Source organism: Streptomyces deccanensis, assembly GCF_022385335.1.
Taxonomy (GTDB): domain Bacteria; phylum Actinomycetota; class Actinomycetes; order Streptomycetales; family Streptomycetaceae; genus Streptomyces; species Streptomyces deccanensis.
In genome coordinates this window covers 7,508,456-7,526,075 of sequence record NZ_CP092431.1, presented here as the reverse complement: position 1 = coordinate 7,526,075, position 17,620 = coordinate 7,508,456, and the positions used below count along the sequence as shown (strand labels likewise).

Here is a 17,620-nt window from a genome sequence, read left to right as displayed (position 1 = left end):
GTCGAACAAGGGGGGCAAAACAGACAGGGGCGCCGGTCCCGGGGGAAGGACCCGCGCCCCTGTCCAAAGGGTGCCGACGGAGGGGGAGTTGAGGGGCCGGCACCCCGCTTCGGCGTGGCTCAGCTGGGGATGCCGCCCGCGATCTGCGAGTCGAGGTTGTTCACCGCGTTGCAGATGTCACGGAACTGCTTGGAGAACTGCGTGATGTTGTTCACTGCCTCCGTCAACGACTTGTTGAAGTTGGCGTAGGAGGTCTGCATCTTCGGGCTGGTGGCCGTCAGCAGGAGGCCGCCCTGGAGCAGGTTCTCGACGTCGGCCTGCAGCGAGGACAGCTGCGGGACCAGCGTGTCGCTGACGGCGGAGTCGAGCTTCTTGGCAGTGCTCTCGATTTCCTCGTCGTCGATGACGTTCTTCGGCATGGTGCACCTCGTTCTCTGTTGATGGACCCGGCAGCGCGGGAAGAGCGCGCGGGGAGCTTCGGGGCGGGCGCCGCGGCGCCCACGGGGGTCAGCGCCAGTTCTCGCCGAGCGTCCCCAGGGGAGGTTCGTCGCCGTAGCGTTCGTGCTGGGTGACGGATTCCCTCAGGTACCAGGTCCCGTCCTCGCGCCGCTGCCAGATCTCCTGGATCTCGTCGTTCTCTCCGGCCACGAAGCGCTGTCCCGTGTTCTCGTTGGTGACGACCTTCAGGACGGAGCCGTCGGGCTCCGTGTAGTTCGTCCGCCTGACACCGTCCTGCACCTGGGTCGTCGTGCCCGGGGCGGAGGAGTTCCCGGACGGGCGGCCGTCGGCGTCGACGACCGGGTTCTCCACGGTCAGGTAGGCGGGAGGCCGGTCCAGGAACTGCTGGGCGTCCTCCTTGCCGGCCTCGGAGGCGAGGTAGGTCTCCTTGTCCATCCGCAGCACCCAGTCGCCGTCGGCCGTCTTGCTCCAGATCTGCTGGGTGTCCCGGCCGGTCGCGTCGGTGACGTAACGCATCGCGGACCCGTCGGCGTCGACATCCGTGTAGACCTTGGTCACCGTGCCGTCGGAGCTGCGGATCGTCGTCACGGAGTCGCCCTCGCCGGAGAGCGGGTGGTACGTCTCCGAGTACGACAGGCCCGTGTTCTTGTTGGTGACGGTGGTGGTCGTCTCGACGGGGTCGCCGTTCTTGTCGACCTTGATCTCGCCGTTCTCGTCGAGCTGGAACGACACGGTGGTGGTGCTGTTCTCGTCCTCCATCGTGTAGCCCTTGGGCACGAAGGCCTCGGGCGGCAGATCGTCCAGCTCACCGCGCATGCCCCGGAGCTGACCGAGGTCCTCGTCCTTGTCGAAGTCCCGGTCGCGGATCTCGTCGAGCTTCTCGCCGAAGCCGTCCTGGAGGTCCTGCTGCCGCTGTTGGAGGGGCTTCTCCTCCTCGGTCAGCGCGGTCTGCGCGTCCTCGGTGTCCGCCTGGTCGTCCCACAGCTCCTTCTGACGCCTCTGGAGATCGTTCGACTCCTGCTCCAGGGGGTCGAGTCGTGACTGGAGGTCGGCGCGATCGGCGTCGAGGTCGTCCCGCTTGCCCTTCATGGCGTCCTCGACCTCCTGCTGGGTCGACTTCTCCAGGGCCCACAGCTCCTTCTGCTCGGCCTGCAGCGCGTCCTGCCGCTCGGAGAGGGGCTTCTGGTCGGCGGCCAGCGCGTCGCGCTCGGCGTCGATCTCCTTCTGCCGTGCGTCCAGCGGGGCGAACACCTTCTGCTGGTCGCGCTGCTCCTGCTCCAGGGCGTCCCAGCGCGCCTCCAGGCCCTTGCCCTCGGACTCCCACAGGGCGTCCCGCTCCCTGTCGAGGGCGTCCTGCTCGCGCTGCCAGGCATCGAGATCGGCCTGGGTGACGCCGTCCTGGGCGAGCAGGGCCCGCCGCTTGTCCCAGAGGGCTTCCTGCCTCTCCTGGAGGGCGTCCTGTTTGGCGTCGTAGGCCTTCTGCTCCTGTTCGAGGGCGGTGACCTTCTTCTCCATCGCCGCGTCCTGCTCGGCGCGGAGCGCCTTCTCGTCCTCCCAGAGCTGCTGCTGCTTGCGCTGGAGCTCCTCCTGCCGCTTGATCAGGGGTTCCTGCTCCGCGCGAAGGGCCTCGTAGTCCTTCTGCAGTTCGTCGCGCCTCGCCTGGAGCTTCTCCTCGCGCCGCGCGAGCAGTTCCTTCTCCTCCTGCCACAGCTGCTGCTGCCTGGCCTGGAGTTCGTCCTGCTGCTTCAGCAGGGGCTCCCGCTTCGCGGCGAGTTCCTCCTGCTCCCTGTTGAGCTCCTGCTGCCGCTTCTCCTGGGCCGCGGCCTGCTCGTCGAGTTTTTTCCGCTTCTCGACGAGGGCGTCCTGCTCCTTCTTCAGGCGCGCCTGCTGCGTCCTGTAGCCGGCCTCCAGACGTCGGGCCAACGCCTCGCGCCGCTTGCCGTCCAGCGTCTGCTTGCGCACCTCGTTCTGCCGGGTGGCCTCGTCGCGGACCTGTGAGGTGACCTGCTGGGCGGCGCCGGCGGCATGGGCGGCGTCCTGGTCGTAGAAGGCCTTGCCCGCCCGGTCGAGGAGGTTGCCGAGGTCGGTCATGACCTGCCAGCCCTCCTGGAACGACTTCTTCCAGGCGCCGTAGAAGTCCTCCAGGGCCTCGGCCGTCTCCCTGCGGGGGCCGATGTCCCCGGGGGCGAACGTCTTGTCCGTCTGCGAGGTGACGTCCAGCTCGTCGCGGAGGTGCCACAGGTGGCGCGCGAGGACGGTCATCAGGTCGTAGTCGTAGGAGACGCGCACCATGTCCGCCGTCCTTTCCTCGAAGCGGTCGTGTGCCGGGCGATCGGGCGCGGGGGCCGGTCCCGCGGCTCGCGCCGGAGTTCGGTGCCGAGCCGCCCTGTAGACGAGGGGCCGGGGCCGGATGGTTCAAAAAACTTTCGGCCGCACCGCGCTGACCGGCGGAGATGTGGCGTGCGCCACTTTCTTGAACTCTCAAGCCGCTCTCGTACGTCTGCTTTCGGTACCCCAAGTCCCGGACCGCGTGGAGGATTCGTTGGCCACCTCCGACGAGTGGAGCAGAGTCGGTTTCACCGGCAATCCGGTGACCGGGAATCCGGGCGTGCTGGAGGCCGTCACCAAGGAGCTGCGCGACCTCGGCGATCTGGCCGGGCGGGTCAGCGCAGGCCTCGACACCCTGCTGACGAAGGCCGAGGACGGCGGCTTCGAGGGGCGCACCGCGGACGCGCTGCGGACGTACGTCAAGGACGAGCTGAAGACGTACATGGCGAACATCAACCGCTCGTTCGAGATGGCCGCCGACGCCACCGCCCGCTACGCCCGTGCCCTCGGGGACGCCCAGGACCGGGCGGAGAACGCCGCCGACACCGTGGCCGCGCTGGAGCGGGTCGGCGGTCAGCCGCTGGCCGACAACGATCCGGAGATGACGCGCGCCCGCGGTGAGGTCGACGCGGAGCGGGACGCCGTCCAGGCCGAGGCGAAGATCCTGGAGGACGCCCTGCACGAGGCGTCCCGGCTGGTGTCGCGGCCCGTGAAGAAGCCGAAGAAGAGCTTCTGGAAGCGGTTCGTGTCGACGTTCTTCAAGGTGCTGGAGATCGTCGCGCTGGTCATCACCCTCGTCGCGGCCGTGATCGGCGGCCCGCTGGGCCTGGTGGCCTTCGGCCTGGGCGCGGTGCTCTTCGCCAAGGCCCTCGTCGACTACGCCACGGGCAACGGCAACGCCCTGAGCCTCGGCCTGGCGTTCCTGGGCATCCTGTTCCCGTCGACGAAGGGCCTGACCACCCTCGGCGGGCTGTTCCGGCTGGGCTCCTCGGGGGCGAAGGCCCTCGGCGGCGCCCTCTCCGCGAGCGGGCGGCTGCTGTTCCGGGGCGGCAGGGCGCTGATGTCCTCCCCCGGCCGGCTGCTCTCGCTGGCGGGGCAGGGGCTGGTCAGGTTCGGCGGAGGGCTGGCGAGCCGGGCCGGCAGCGGGCTGATGGCGCTGCCCCGGGTGCTGTCGAAGACGCCCGCGATGCTGGGGTCGGCCCTCAGGTTCATGGGCGGCTTCGCCCGGGGCACGTTCCGGCAGGGCTGGTCCGCGCTCAGCCGCGACTTCTACCAGTCGACCGCGTTCGTCACCGGCAACATGGCGACCAAGCTGGGCGTCTTCACGGTCATGGGCCTCGGCCGGCTCACGGCCACGGCTCTGCTGCCGATGAGGTACTCCGAGATCGCCCGCTTCGGATACCGGGGCGCGGCCCGGATGGGTTTCATCGACCGGGGTCTGCACTTCGCCCCGAAGGGCTCCGGCCTCCTCACCAGGACGGGTTCCCTGACCGGCGACCTGCTGGACCTGCCGGGCAGGAACCTCGACCGGGGCGGCACCCTGCGCCCGTTCGACGGCACCGGCTCCGACCGGCTCGCCGTGCCGGGCACCCCCGCGTTCGACGACACCCTCGACGAGCTGGCCGACATCGCGGTGACCCCGGTGACCGCGCCCCGCACCCCGGGGTTCAGCTCGCTGCCGGGCCCGAGCCCCGTCCGGATGCCGGGCCGCCTCGACGACCTGGGCGTACGGCTCGGCGCGCTCGACGGCCTCGACACGGTGGGCCTGCCCGTCGGCACGGTCCCCGGTGGGCAGCGCCTCGGCCTGCTCACCCCCGTGAACGGGCGTCTCCGCCTCCTCGACCCCATGACCGGCCGCGTCGGCGACGATCTGCTGCCACCGCCGACCGCACTCGACGAACTGCGGGACCTCGACGCCCTGACCGGGATGGAGCGCACCCCGACCGGTCTGCTCAGGCCCCTCGACGACCTGGCCGAGCTGAGCCTCGACGGCAGGCTGGGCGGGCTGACCGAATCCCAGGTGCGGCAGGTCCTGGACGGCGAGATCGACCTGGTGCGGGTCACCCCCGACGGGGTGGTCCTGCGCATCGGGAAGACCGATCCGATCGACGTCCGGGTGGGTCTGAAGGACGGGGTGACGATCGAGGCCCTCGGACCGGCCGACCCCCGCGTCCCCACCTGGAACGCCACGAAGGGCGCCGAGGGCCTCGACGACCTCGGCATCAAGCTCGACGACCTCACCCGACTGCTCCCCGACACCGGCGACGGCTCCCGCACCGCACGCGACCTGCTCGGCCTGGGCCCCGTCCGCACGGACGTCGCCGCGCCCCCGGCCACCAAGCCCTTCACCGCGCTGACCCTGCGGGACATCGTCACCGGCGGCGCCACCGGCAGGCTCGCCACGGAGCGCTTCCAGACCTGGCTGCGCGCCCAGTCCGCCCAACTGCAGCTGGACACCGCCGGGCGCAGGCTCAGCGACCTCGACGGGCTGACCGACGTGCCCCCGCTGAGCCGCGCGCGGGCCGAGCTGGATCTGAGCGCGGCGCGCCTCGACCTCAACCAGGCGCGGATCGCGTTCGACCGGCTCGGGATGAACCTGGACACGGTCCGCCGGGACGTCGTGGTGATGAGGGCCCGGGTCGACGGCCCCGCCGCCGTCCTGCCCACGGGTGAGCTGCGACTGCTGGACGACCTCGGGCTGCCCACCGGTCGGTGGATCACCATGGAGCCCGGGCAGAACGTCACGTGGGTGCTCAGGACCGACGCCGGGATCGTCCCCGACGTCGAGGTGCGGATGGTCGACGGAACCTTCACGGTCACCGGCCCCGAGGGCGTCACCCGGTTCGGCGCCGACGGACGGCCGGACCGGCTGGCGTTCGCCGCCGACCGGTCCGTCGACATCCAGGCCATCGCCCCGGCGCCGGTCTGGCGCGCGACCGACGAGACGCTGTGGCGCATCGGCGGCAGGCGGCCCCTCGACCAGATCTTCCGCGAGGGGTTCACCGTCCGCGATCCGCTGGAGACCAACCTCGACGTCATGGTCAGGACCGGCCAGCCGTCCGCGTTCGTCAGCACCACGACCGACCGGAACCTCGTCTGGGACGGGATCTACAAGTTCGAGATCGAGGCGTCCGGCGGGATCGACGTCGGGCGGACCTTCGAACGCTCCATGGGCCCCGACGCCTGGTGGGCCTCGGGTTGGGCGTCGGAGAACGAGATCGCCTTCCCCGGCGGTATCGCCTCCGACTTCATCCGGGGCGCGTACCGGATGGACGCCCAGCAGAACCTGCTGGAGTGGATCCCCAACCCCAACTTCCGGGGCAGCGACCCCCTGCCGGCGCTGGCGGCGGATCTGCGGGTGCCCGGCGAGGGCACCTCGGGTCTCACCGGCGGAGCCACGTCGGGCCTCAGCGCGCTCGACTTCCAGGGGCTGTCCCTCGACGACCAGCTGCGGCTGCTGGACCAGCTCGACCTGGGCGGGACCGGCACGCTCGACGACCTCGGCTCGGTGAACGGCCTGGATTCCCCTATCGGGCTCGACTCCCCGATCGGGCTCGACTCGCTGAGCAGGGGCGACTCGCTGAACGACCTGGGCAGCCGGCTCGACGACCTCGGCCATCTCTCCGACGACTTCCGGTTCGACCGCTTCGACGCGCCCGCGCCCCGGGCGGACACCGTGGTGGTGGACCCGGCCGACCTCACGGGCGTGACCGGCTTCCGGACGGAGTGGCAGCGGACCCCGCTGGAGGACGGCGGGTTCAGGCTCACCGACCGGACCGGTGACCTCCGACTGGTGTTCGACGCGAACGAGGTCCGGCAGTTCACCGACATCCGGCTCCCGGGCGGCGACGGCTTCGTACGCTTCGACGCCGACGCCGGGCCGGGATCGCTGCCCCGGATCGTCGGCGAGGACGGGGTGCCGCTGCCCGGCGGCGGGACCATCGAACCCGTCAGGGGCGCGCTGGGCGTGGTCACCGGGGTGCGGGTGCAATCGCTCGACGGCGCCTGGATCGGCCGCTTCGACCTCGACGGTACGCGGCTGTCGGAACAGCTGACCCTGTCCGGCCCGGTCGGTGGCCCGCTGACCGGATCCCGGCTGACCACGACGTTCACCCAGCTGCCGGGCGGCACCCAGCCGGCGACGTACCGGCTGACGGTGTCGGGGCCGGCGCCGGGGCTGGGCAACGGTGCCTTCGACGTCGTACGGCTCGACGGGGCTCTGGCGGGGCGGCTGCCGGGCGGCTTCTCGGTGACCGACACGGCGACCGGGACGCGGTTCGTGTTCGACCGGGGCGGCCGGTTCGTGGACCTTCCCGCGGACGGGGCGCCGACGACCGGGCTGGACACGTTCGGGGCGACGGTGCCGGAGACGGCGGCGCGGCCGGTGACGGACACGGCGGGGCGCCCGGTGACGGCCCTCGACGGGCTCGACGTGGTCCCCCGGCTCGACGATCCCAACGGGCTCGATGGGCTTCACCGGCTCGACGAGCTGGGCGGGCTCGACGGGCTGGGCGGGCTCGGCGGCACTCCGCCCGAGCGGCTGCTTCCGGCGTCCCTCCCCGGGGCCGGAGTCCTGGACGACGCGGCGAGCGAGGTCGCGGGACCGCCCCCGGTCGGCGAACGCGTGTCCTTGGAGGACCTGGCTGTTCCGACCCCGCCCCGCGTCGCCCCGCCGCCGCCCGCCCCACCCCACGTCGCTCCGCCACCGGTTCCCGCCGCCGCTCCCCCGGCGCACCTGCCCGGGGCGCCGGTGTCCGCCCGGGGCCCGCGAGCCGTCGCACCGGGCTTCGACACGTCCTTCCCCGCCCCCTCCATCGGCACCGAGAGCGAGCTCGGCGGGTTCGTCGTCGCCCTCCCGGGGAGCGCGGACCGGACCTTCGCCTTCGTGTCGAAGGTCGACACCGACGAACCCCTGCTCATGGTCACCAAGGACATGAGCAAGGGCGCGTACGCCAACCCCGCGGACCTCACGATGGCCCGGCAGGGCAACTGGCAGACGCACACCGTGGAGCTGATCACCTACCCCTCCCGCCTGGGCGACCAGGGGGCGATCGGCGCCCGCAACGGCGCGACCCAGTGGCTGCTCGACGTCTTCAAGGAGCGGCTCGGCATCCACAACCACCGGCCGCTGGAGTCGATGGTCAGCCCCGACGGGCTCTACCGGCTGCAGGTGACGAGCGACCGCCACGTCATCGCGGCGGGGTCGGGCCTGGAACTCGAAGGCATTCCCTCCGTCTCCATGCCGACCACCCAGCAGCAGGCCACGATCGGCATCAGAGCCGGGGACTTCGGCTCCCGTGCCACACCCGAGCTGAGACTGCTGGCCGACCACGCCCACTGGTACAAGCCCGCCTTCCGCGACGACGACGCCCTGCGGACGGCGCTGACCCGGGAGACGCTCGACGCGCCCGAACAGGTCGAGAACGCGTACACCTATCTGAAGTCCGTCATCGACTTCACCTCCGACCTGGTCCGCAGGCACGGCACCCCCATGGAGGACTGGGCCGGCGCTCCGCCCTACCTCGGTCTGACCCACCCGGCGGTGAAGAACGAGTGGTCCGTACTGCCCAGGACCAGGCCGAGCCTCGTCCTCGACTCCCTGTCGCCCGGCGACCGCGCCGTGACGCTGAGACTCCTGCGCGAGGCCCCGGCCCTCGGTGACGAGCCCGTGTGGAACGCCGCGCGGCAGTACATCCTGAACGGCAACGAGGTGGCCGGACGCGGCATCAACAACGCCACGGTCGGGGGCGAACGAGCCCTGCTGTTCGAGTTCCGCTCTCTCCCGGACGAGCTGAAGGGCGCCGTACCCCACGAGAAGGCGCCTGTCGCCGTGGTGACCGACCCGTTGGCGGAGCTGGGCGCGAACCGGGCGGCCGGCGTGCGGAGGATCAACGACTTCGTCTCCGGGCCGGAGAACCGGGACGCCTTCGCGGACTGGTACCGCGCGGAGTTCCCCAGGGATCCGGACGCCGGGCGCATCCATCAGAACAAGAGCACCGATGCCGTCCTGAAGATGGCGGCGGCCAGTCACAAGGCCGAGTGGATCAGCCTGCGGCACCCGCAGGCCTGGCAGGACATCACCACGAGGCCCGTGGCACCCGTCAGGCCGCCAGCCACCGCCGTCCCGTCCGCCCCGCCGGCGCCCCCGCGTCCCGGCGGGGGACCGCTGCCGGGCGAGTTGAACCGGCCGCTGAGCAACCTCGACGAGCCGCACATCCCGGCGACCGACGTGACGCGGCCCGCTCAGCTGCCGGGGGTCGACCTGCCCCGGATCACGGGGACACCGGACGTCGGCCCCACCCCCGCCCCCGAGCTGAGCGCCTCCCCCCTGCGAGGGCAGTCGCTCGACTCCCCTCCCCCACTCGTGCACTCGGTGCGCGAGGTTCCCCTGTCCGGCCTGGACGACGTGGCCGGGCTGCGGCTGCGCGTCACGGAGGTCCCGGCGACCGACGCCGCCCCGGCGTCCGTACGCGTCGAGGTGCTGGACTCCACCACCCACGGCGGGCCGGCGCGGCTGCCGGGCGCCTCGGTCACCCTGCGGGAGGGCGGTGGCTTCACCGCCACCGGCCCGCAGGGCGGCGTGCGCTGGCAGTTCGACGCCGCGGGGCGCCTGGAGCACAGGGAACTGCCGCTGACCGGCACCGACTTCTCGCTGCGCTTCACCGATGACGCGCTCCGCCCGATCCAGGTGACCGGCCCGGACGGAGTCCCCGTCCCCGGCGCCACGGTCAGGCCGGTACGGGACGCCTCCGGCACGGCGAGCGAGCTGGTCGTGCGCGTGCCCATGCCGGGCCCCGACGGCCCCACCGCCGTGTGGCGCTTCGAACCGGGTGGCCTGACACAGTCGCGGGAGCTGCCGCTCACGCTGCCGGGCCTGGACGGTCCGTCCGGTCTGGGGATCAGGACGACGACCTCCACCGGCGCGGGCGGCACCACGACCAGGGTGCTGGAGCTGACCGGTCCACCGGACCTCACCGCTTCCTTCCGGCTCGACCCCGTGGGCGGAACGCTCTCCGGACGACTGCCACAAGGCTTCACGGTCACCGACACGAGCACGGGTGCCCGCTTCCACTTCGACGCCGACGGCCATCTCGCGCTGCGCGACCTGCCCGCCCACGACAGCTCCGGCTTCCTCCGCATCACGGAGGGGGCCGGGCCGGACACCCCGCCCGTACGCCTCGACGAACTCGGAGACGCCCACGACCTCTGGAACGACCTGACCCAGGACGTACGGCCCCTCTCCCTCGACGAACTCAACCGCGTCCTGGGCCCCGACTCACCGCGCGTCGACGCGTTGTCCGACGTCAGCGACCTGTCGGACACCGAGTGGGCGAACCTCCAGGCACGCCTGGACGGCGTCCGGCGGATGGACGACGGCCCGTCCGGCACCGACGAGCCGTTCCTCGTCCCGCTGTCCGGCGTGGACGACCTGGCGGACTTCGACCTACGGGTGTCGCGCCTCCCGGCGACCGACGAGGCGCCCCAGGGCACGTACCGGCTCGAACTCACCGACCGCACCCCCGGCGGGACCGGACCGGTGCGCGCGTCGGACTTCACGGTCGAACTGCTGGACGACAGCGGCCGGTTCGCGGTGGTCGATCCGACCGGCGGCACCCGCTTCGAGTTCGCGCCGGACGGCGCCTTCCTCGGGAGGCAGACCACGCTCCCCCACGACGGGTTGCCGCAGGGCCTGCGACTCCAGGTGACGCACACCCCCTTGGGCGACGGCACCGAGCGGGTCTGGGTCGATGTGACCGGCGCCACCGGCTCGATCCGGTTCACCGAACTGGACGCCACGCTGTCCGCACGGCTGCCCGGCGGCTTCACCCTCACCGACACCGTCACCGGCTCACGCTTCCACTTCGACAACACCGGCGGGCTCGCCTTCCGGGACCTGCCCGACCCGGAGGGCTCCGGCTTCCTCCGCTTCACCGAGGGGGCCGGGCCGGACACCCCGCCCGTACGGCTGGACGAACTCGGTGACGTCGGCGACCTCGGTGCCCTCGGCGACACCCTGGGCGAACGCTTCCCGCTCGGCTCGCTCCCGGAGCACGAGACCCTGGACGACGCCCTGGGCAACGCCGAACTCGCCCGCGTCTTCGAGCGCACGCTCGACGAGGCCTCCGGCCTGCGTACGGTCCCGGAGGGCGACCCGGTCGATCTGTCCGGCATCGCCGGCGCCATGGACTTCCTGCACACCGCCCCCGACGGGCACGCGTTCCAGGGGCTGGACCTGCCCGGCGTACAGCGGCTGGCGGACGACGCGGCGGCCTCGCTCGACCGGCTCGGGCTGCGCCCGGACCTGCTGACCGACCAGCTGCGCCAGATGACCGAACAGGCCCGGCTGGGTCTGCGGCGAGGGGCCCTCGGCGCCCTCGACGAGTATCTGGACCTGCCGCTCGCGACCCGCCTCGAAGACCTGCGGGCCACGACCCCGACGGGCCGCGTCCTCGGCGACTTCACGGTCACGCCGACCCCGCACGGCGGCCCCGGCGGCAGCCGCTACACCGTGCACCACCACCCGTCCGACGTGACCCTGGGCTTCGACGCGAACCGCTCGCTGGTCCACCAGGAGGTCTTCCTGCGCGGCGGCCCGACCTATCTCGACGGGCTGAAGCTGGGGATCACCGGCCGCTCGGTGGACGGCGGGCCCTGGACGCCGACGGCGGCCGACTTCGTCGGCGCCCGCCCCGCCGACGACCTCTTCACCGTCTCCCCGAGCACCGAACTGCGCGGCGGTGTCGTCCTCACCGACGCGACCGGCACCACGCGATGGCACTACGGCCCCGAGGGCGTGCACGCCTTCCGCGACGTCGACCTGCCCGGCGACCGGGGTGTCCTGCGCTTCGAGGCCGGCGGCGCACCCCAGGTCCTGGACGCGACGGGCCACGCCCGGCCCGGCTTCCGAGCGGAGGCGCTCGACAACGGCAGGGTCGCCCTCGTCCCCACCGCGAAGGGCTCCCTGCCGCTGGAGCGGGCGGTGTTCGACCCGGCGGGCAAGTTGGTGGAGGAGACCGTCGCCGTGCGGGTCAAGAGCGGCAAGACCGACGGCCGGCTCTGGAAGATCGACCACACGGGCGGCACGGCCGTACGGCTCGACGACTCCGGGACCCCCCTCACCGGCCGCTTCGACACCGCGAAGGTGGAGAGGTCCGCCACCGGCCAGTACAAGCTGATCGGCGAGGGCAAGGTGACGCTGTTCGAGCGCGAGGTGCTCGGCAACGGACATGTCCTCCACCTCGACCTGGACCGGTTCGGGCGGGCCCGCTGGACGGAGTTCGACGAGGCCGGCAACCGGCTGCGGGCCGGGGAGCGGATCTTCGACGGCGACCGCCGCACGTACCACGACACGCTCCCCTACCGCTGGGCCCCGGTGGACATCCTCGACGTGCGCACCTACACCAAGGCCCTCGACGGCGGTCTGATCCGGGCGGAGAAGAACGCCGAGGGCAGCTGGGCCTGGACACGGTTCGACAAGGACGGCACCGAGGTGCTGCACGGCACCCGCGACTGGTCCTGGACCCGGATCGGCTACAAGGACACCTACCTCGACCCGGCCACCGGGGAGCGGGCCGTGGCCCAGCGGCGGGGCGACGTCTGGCCGTTGGACGGCTACCACGGCTCCCGCCAGTACCTGGAGCACCCGCTGCTGTCCGGCCCCGCGCCCGGCGGGATGCGGACCAACCCGGTGCTGCACACCGCCGTCGGCCCCAACAACAAGCCGATCGACTTCATCGACGAACTGACCGAGGAAATGGCGCAGTTGGCGGACGGCGGCACCCTGCACGTCGCCCGGATCTCGGACCAGCGCCTCCCGGCGGCCGTCTGGTACCCGCGCGCGGGGCACGGCCGGTTCGACGGGTTCTTCCGCAACTTCGTCACCGGCGACTCCATGTTCCAGGTGTCCACGTGGACGGAGACCGCCGCCGACGGCGCCAAGCTGCGGGGGGTCCGGCTGGTCGCGCACGCCGGCCGCGGCTGGCAGGACGTCGACCAGTTCGGCCGGGTCGTCCGTGAGACCCGCACCCTGGAGAACGGCAACGTCGTCGAGGTGGGCCGCAGCGCCGCCGACCCCAAGCAGTGGGCCCCGGCCCCGAAGTGGAGCGGCTCGGCGGACGCGTACGAGCTGCCCTGGCTGGACACGAAGAGCGGCAGGACCGGCACCCGGTACGTCTCCGCCGACGGCGGCTTCGTGGACGTCTTCAAGAACGCGGCGGGCGACGAGCTGCTGTCCCTGCGTTCCCAGGGCACCGGGGTGCGCGAGTACCTCGCCGAGAACCCGGCGCGCGGCATCGGCGCCGACGACGTGACCGGAGTGTGGGTCGACAAGAACACCCAGCTGCAGATCACCGGCCGGCGGGACCACTGGGGCGAGCTGTACGTCGAGGCGCACGGCGACCCCCGCAAGGACCACTGGACCTGGACGGCCACCGGCCCTGACGGACAGGTCACGGAGGGCGTCCGTATCCAGAACCGCGGCTCCCTGGTGCACACCAGCACCTGGGACGACTCGTTCATCGATTTCGAGCGGCTGCCCGACGGCCGTCGCGGCGACGCGATCCGCGAGCGCAACGCCACCGACAACGGCTCCGTCTGGGTGGACGCCACCCGCGAGCCCGGCGGCACCTGGTCCTGGCGGAAGATCAACGCGGACGGGACGGTCGAGTCCCAGGGCATCCGCACCTACCAGGACCTCGCCAAGGGCCGCTGGACCGACCACATCGGCACCGACGCCGTACGGTTCCGGGACGGCGGCCGGGTCCGCGAGTACGCGTACACGGTGAACGAGCGGGCCGCCCCGCCGCCCGTGCAGTCCGGCCGGATCTCCCTGTCCGACCTCCTCGCGCGCTCCGCGCGGCACTTCGAGCCGGATGTGTCGGCCACCGTGAACCGGGAGGTCTGGCAGGAGTTCGACATGGGCAAGGCGCTCCGCCGCCGGGATCCGGTGGAGGGGGTCGAGGGCCGCTTCCGGGAGTCGGAGCCGCTGTGGAACCAGTGGCGCGAGTACCAGGACGGCCGGCTGGTGGCCCAGCGCACCATCACCGGACGGGTCTGGGCCACCGACGCGTTCGGCCGCTGGTCGAACTTCGACATCGCCAAGCTGCCCGAGATCAGCAGCCTCCCCAGGGTCGGCGGCGAGGTGGGCCTCGACGGGCACCGCAGCTGGCGACTGGTCGGGCGCGAGGTCGACTTCCGCGGCTACACCACCGAACTGCGCGGCTACAACCGTGAGTTCCGCGATGTGTTCCACGAGATCTGGACCGGTGTCGAGGACGGCTCCTCGGCCGCCATGCCGATGTGGCGGCACCAGATCCGCAAGGCCGTCACCGACTTCACCATGGGCTATCTCATCGAGTTCGGCACCAGCTTCGCCGTCTCCGCGATCGTCGCCGACCTCGACAACAAGAAGTTCGACCTGACCACGGCCCTGCAGCGGGCGGCGCTCAACGGCGCGATCGGCGGCGGCATCCGCGTCGGCGTCAACGTCGCCTACGACACCACCCGCCTCGGCTACCTCAAGTACGGCCTGACCAACCTCGACCAGGGACAGGACTGGCACCGCCACCCGCTCGCCTCCAACGACGACTGGGACGGCGAATGGACCGTGTTCGAGAACCCCACCCGCTGGCGTTCCGGCACCTACGACTTCTTCAACAACCTGGGCGTCGGCGTCCTCACCGGTTTCGTCAACAGCACCGTCAACGCGGCCGTGTTCGGGGTCGACGGCCAGAAGCGCACCGGCGTCGACGCGCTCGAAGCGGGCGCGTGGGGCGCGGCGGCGAGCGCCTTCGCGGGGGTCACCAGCGGTCTGCTGCGCTACGGCGTGCACGCCACGGCGGGCTCCCGGCTCTTCCACCGCGGCGGCCCCGGCGAGCTGATCTGGCAGATCGCCGAGGCACTGGGCGCGGGCACCCTCAACTACGGGCTCAACAACAAGAACGCCGACATCCAGCCCTCGCGCGCCTTCCCGCCCCCGGCGAGCACCACGACCCCGGCAACCACCCCGGCCGCCCTCACCGCGCCGATACGGCCCCCCACACCCCCGCAGCCGCCGCTCACCATCGACCCGGTCGCCCTGCCCGACGGAACGGAACTCCTGTGATCCCCACCGCCACCGTGCACCGGGTCGCCCCCAAGGGACGCGGCGCCCATCGCAGCATCGCCTCCGCCCTGCGCGCCGCCCGCGACGGCGACGAGATCCATGTCGCCCCCGGCGAGTACGTCGAACACCTGGTGATCGACCGTGCGGTGCGGCTGCTGCCGGAGGAGGGCGCGCGGCACGCCGTACGGCTGCTTGCGGCCTCCCCCGGCCGCCCGGTGCTGGAGGTGGCCGCGCGGGACGTGTACGTAGAGGACCTCGTTTTGGTCGGCCAGGACCCGGGGCTGCCCGCCGTGCTGGTGGACGCCGGGGATCTGGAGCTGGACGGCTGCGACGTGTCCGGCGGCCGCGTCGAGGCGGGCGGTGACGCGTCGCTCGCCCTGACGGACTGCCGTGTGGCGGGGGCCGAGCTGGCGGCCGTGCACCTCAACACCACCGGATCGGCGCGGCTGACCCGGGTCGTGGTCGAGGACGTCGAGGGAACCGGTGTCGTCGTCGGCTCCCGGGCCACCGCCGAGGCCGACGAGCTGACGGTACGGCGGGTCACCGGGTCCGGTGTCCGGGTCCGGGGCGGCGCCCGCGCGGCCCTGCGGGAGTGCCGGATCTCCGGCCCCGGGCGCAGCGGGCTGCTGGTGGAGGACGACGCCTCCGTCACCGCGCGGGACTGCCGTGTGACGGACACGGCCGCCGAGGGGGTGCGGGTGCTGGGCAGTTCGGCGCGCTCCGCATCGCCCTCGGGGAACGCGGAGTCCGCCGAGGGCGGGGTGGTGCTCGTCCGCTGCGAGGTGCTGCGCACCGGCGGGGACGGGGTCGCCGTCTCCGGCGGCGGCGATGTGCTGATGCTCGGTTGCCGGCTGCGGGACGGTTCGGGGCCCGGGGTGAGCGTGGAGGACGAGGGCCGCGCCGAGCTGGTGGACTGCCAGGTGGACGGGGCGCACGGCTCGGGTCTGGTGGCCCGGGGGGCGGCCCGGCTGTCGGCCGAGGGCACCTCGGTGACGGGCAGCCGGGCGAACGGGCTGCTGGCGGGCGGCCGCGCCGAGGTACGGGTGGACACCGGCGACCTGACGGCGTGCTCGTTCAGCGCGGTGCACGCCTGCGACGACTCCCGGGTGACGCTCACCGCCTGCCGGATCGGCTCCTCCGCCGAACACGGCATCCGGGCCACCGACCGGGCCGGGCTGACCGTGGAGGGCGGCCGGATCTCGGACTGCGGGCTGTCCGGGGTGCGGATCGACGGGGCCGCCGAGGCGCGGATGCGCGGGCTGTCCGTCGTGCGCGGCCGGGCCGGGATCACCACCGAGTCGTCCGGGACCGTGGTCCTGGAGGAGTGCGATGTCGTGGGCGCCGAACGGTCCGGGATCTCCTGCGGCACGGAAACCACGCCGGTGCTGCGGGACTGCCGGATCAGCGGGACCGGCACGGCGGGCCTGGTGATCGGCGAGCGCGCCGCCCCCAGCGTCGAGGGCTGCACGGTCCGGGACGCGGCAGGCTCCGGCGTCGTCGTGGGCCCCCGCGCCGAACCCCGGATCCGGGCCGTGACGGTCGCCCGGACCGGCAAGAACAGCCTGTTCGTGGGCGAGAAGGCCCGCGGCACCTTCGAGGACTGCGTCTTCAGCGGCGCGGGCACCGACGGCGCCGCCTTCCCCGCCCTGCACGTCTCGACGGGCGGGGCGCCCGTGCTGCGCGGCTGTCTGGTCCGCGACAGCGAGGAGGACGTGGCGCTGGAGAAGGGCGCCCGCCCGGTCTTCGACGACTGCGTCTCGCGGGACGTGAAGAACCCGTCCCTGCCGACCGGCGCCGAACAGGCCCTGTCGGCGGCCGGGGGGCCGGAGGCGGCGGGCGCCGGGACCACCGCGCGGGAGACCGAGGCACCCGACGAGGACACCCTGGACGACCTGCTCGCCGAACTCCAGGGTCTCGCGGGTCTGGAGCGCGTCAAGAACGACGTCTCGTCCCTGGTCAAACTGATGCAGATGGTCCGCCGCCGGGAGGAGATGGGCCTGGCCCCGCCCCCGCTCAGCCGCCACCTCGTCTTCACCGGCAACCCGGGCACCGGCAAGACCACCATCGCCCGTCTCTACGGCCGGATCCTCGCCGCCGTCGGCCTGCTGGAGCGCGGCCATCTGGTCGAGGCCGACCGCTCCGCCCTGGTCGGCGAGTACGTCGGCCACACCGGCCCGAAGACCACCCGGGTCTTCCAACAGGCCCGGGGCGGTGTGCTGTTCATCGACGAGGCGTACTCCCTCACCCAGTACGCCGGGACCAACGACTTCGGCCAGGAGGCCATCGCCACCCTGCTGAAGCTGATGGAGGACCACCGCGACGACGTGGTGGTCATCGTCGCCGGATACCTCAAGGAGATGGAGGTCTTCGTCCGCTCCAACCCCGGCCTGGCCTCCCGCTTCAACCGCACCCTGCTCTTCGACGACTACAGCGGCGCCGAACTGGTCAGCATCGTCGAACACCAGGCCGCCCAGCACCAGTACGAACTGACCCCGGACGCCGTCACGGAGCTCACCGCACGCTTCGACGCCATGCCCCGCGACCGTGGCTTCGGCAACGGCCGCACGGCACGCCAGCTCTTCCAGGCCATGACGGAACGCCAGGCGTACCGGGTCGCCGAACTGCCGGAGGCCTCGGAGGCGGACGTGATGACCCTCAGACCGGAGGACATCCCCCAGACCCTGTGAACCGAGCGCCGTACCCGTTCACCACCCGCCCCCGTTCCACCAC

At 72.5% G+C, this 17,620-nt stretch carries 4 protein-coding genes; 2 read left to right on the top strand and 2 right to left on the bottom strand.

Translation table 11 applies throughout. From position 1 onward, the window contains the following. Positions 1 to 119 precede the first annotated feature (119 nt). Positions 120 to 419 carry a hypothetical protein gene (locus L3078_RS33340; protein ID WP_086748184.1) on the bottom strand — a complete coding sequence of 100 codons (300 nt, stop codon included), beginning with the start codon at positions 417 to 419 and terminating at the stop codon, positions 120 to 122. Positions 420 to 507: 88 nt separating this feature from the next. Beyond that, the gene (locus L3078_RS33335) at positions 508 to 2,751 is read right to left on the bottom strand and encodes a coiled-coil domain-containing protein (RefSeq protein WP_239757625.1); all 2,244 of its coding nucleotides are present in this window, start codon (positions 2,749 to 2,751) and stop codon (positions 508 to 510) included. A gap of 250 nt (positions 2,752 to 3,001) precedes the next feature. Here L3078_RS33335 and L3078_RS33330 point away from each other — a divergent pair, with 250 nt between their 5' ends. Both L3078_RS33330 and L3078_RS33325 read left to right on the top strand, forming a co-directional pair. Further along, positions 3,002 to 14,890, top strand: coding sequence for an actin cross-linking domain-containing toxin (locus L3078_RS33330; protein WP_239757624.1), 11,889 nt, complete (start codon positions 3,002 to 3,004; stop codon positions 14,888 to 14,890). Next, entirely contained in the window at positions 14,887 to 17,577 is a 2,691-nt protein-coding gene (locus L3078_RS33325) for a right-handed parallel beta-helix repeat-containing protein (protein ID WP_239757623.1), read from the top strand. The genes L3078_RS33330 and L3078_RS33325 overlap by 4 nt, the downstream gene beginning before the upstream one ends. The last annotated feature ends 43 nt before the right edge of the window (positions 17,578 to 17,620 follow it).

Excerpts from the sequence above, each read along its gene's own strand:
- L3078_RS33340 (WP_086748184.1), bottom strand. The coding sequence starts at position 419 with ATGCCGAAGAACGTCATCGACGACGAGGAAATCGAGAGCACTGCCAAG.
- L3078_RS33335 (WP_239757625.1), bottom strand. The coding sequence starts at position 2,751 with ATGGTGCGCGTCTCCTACGACTACGACCTGATGACCGTCCTCGCGCGC.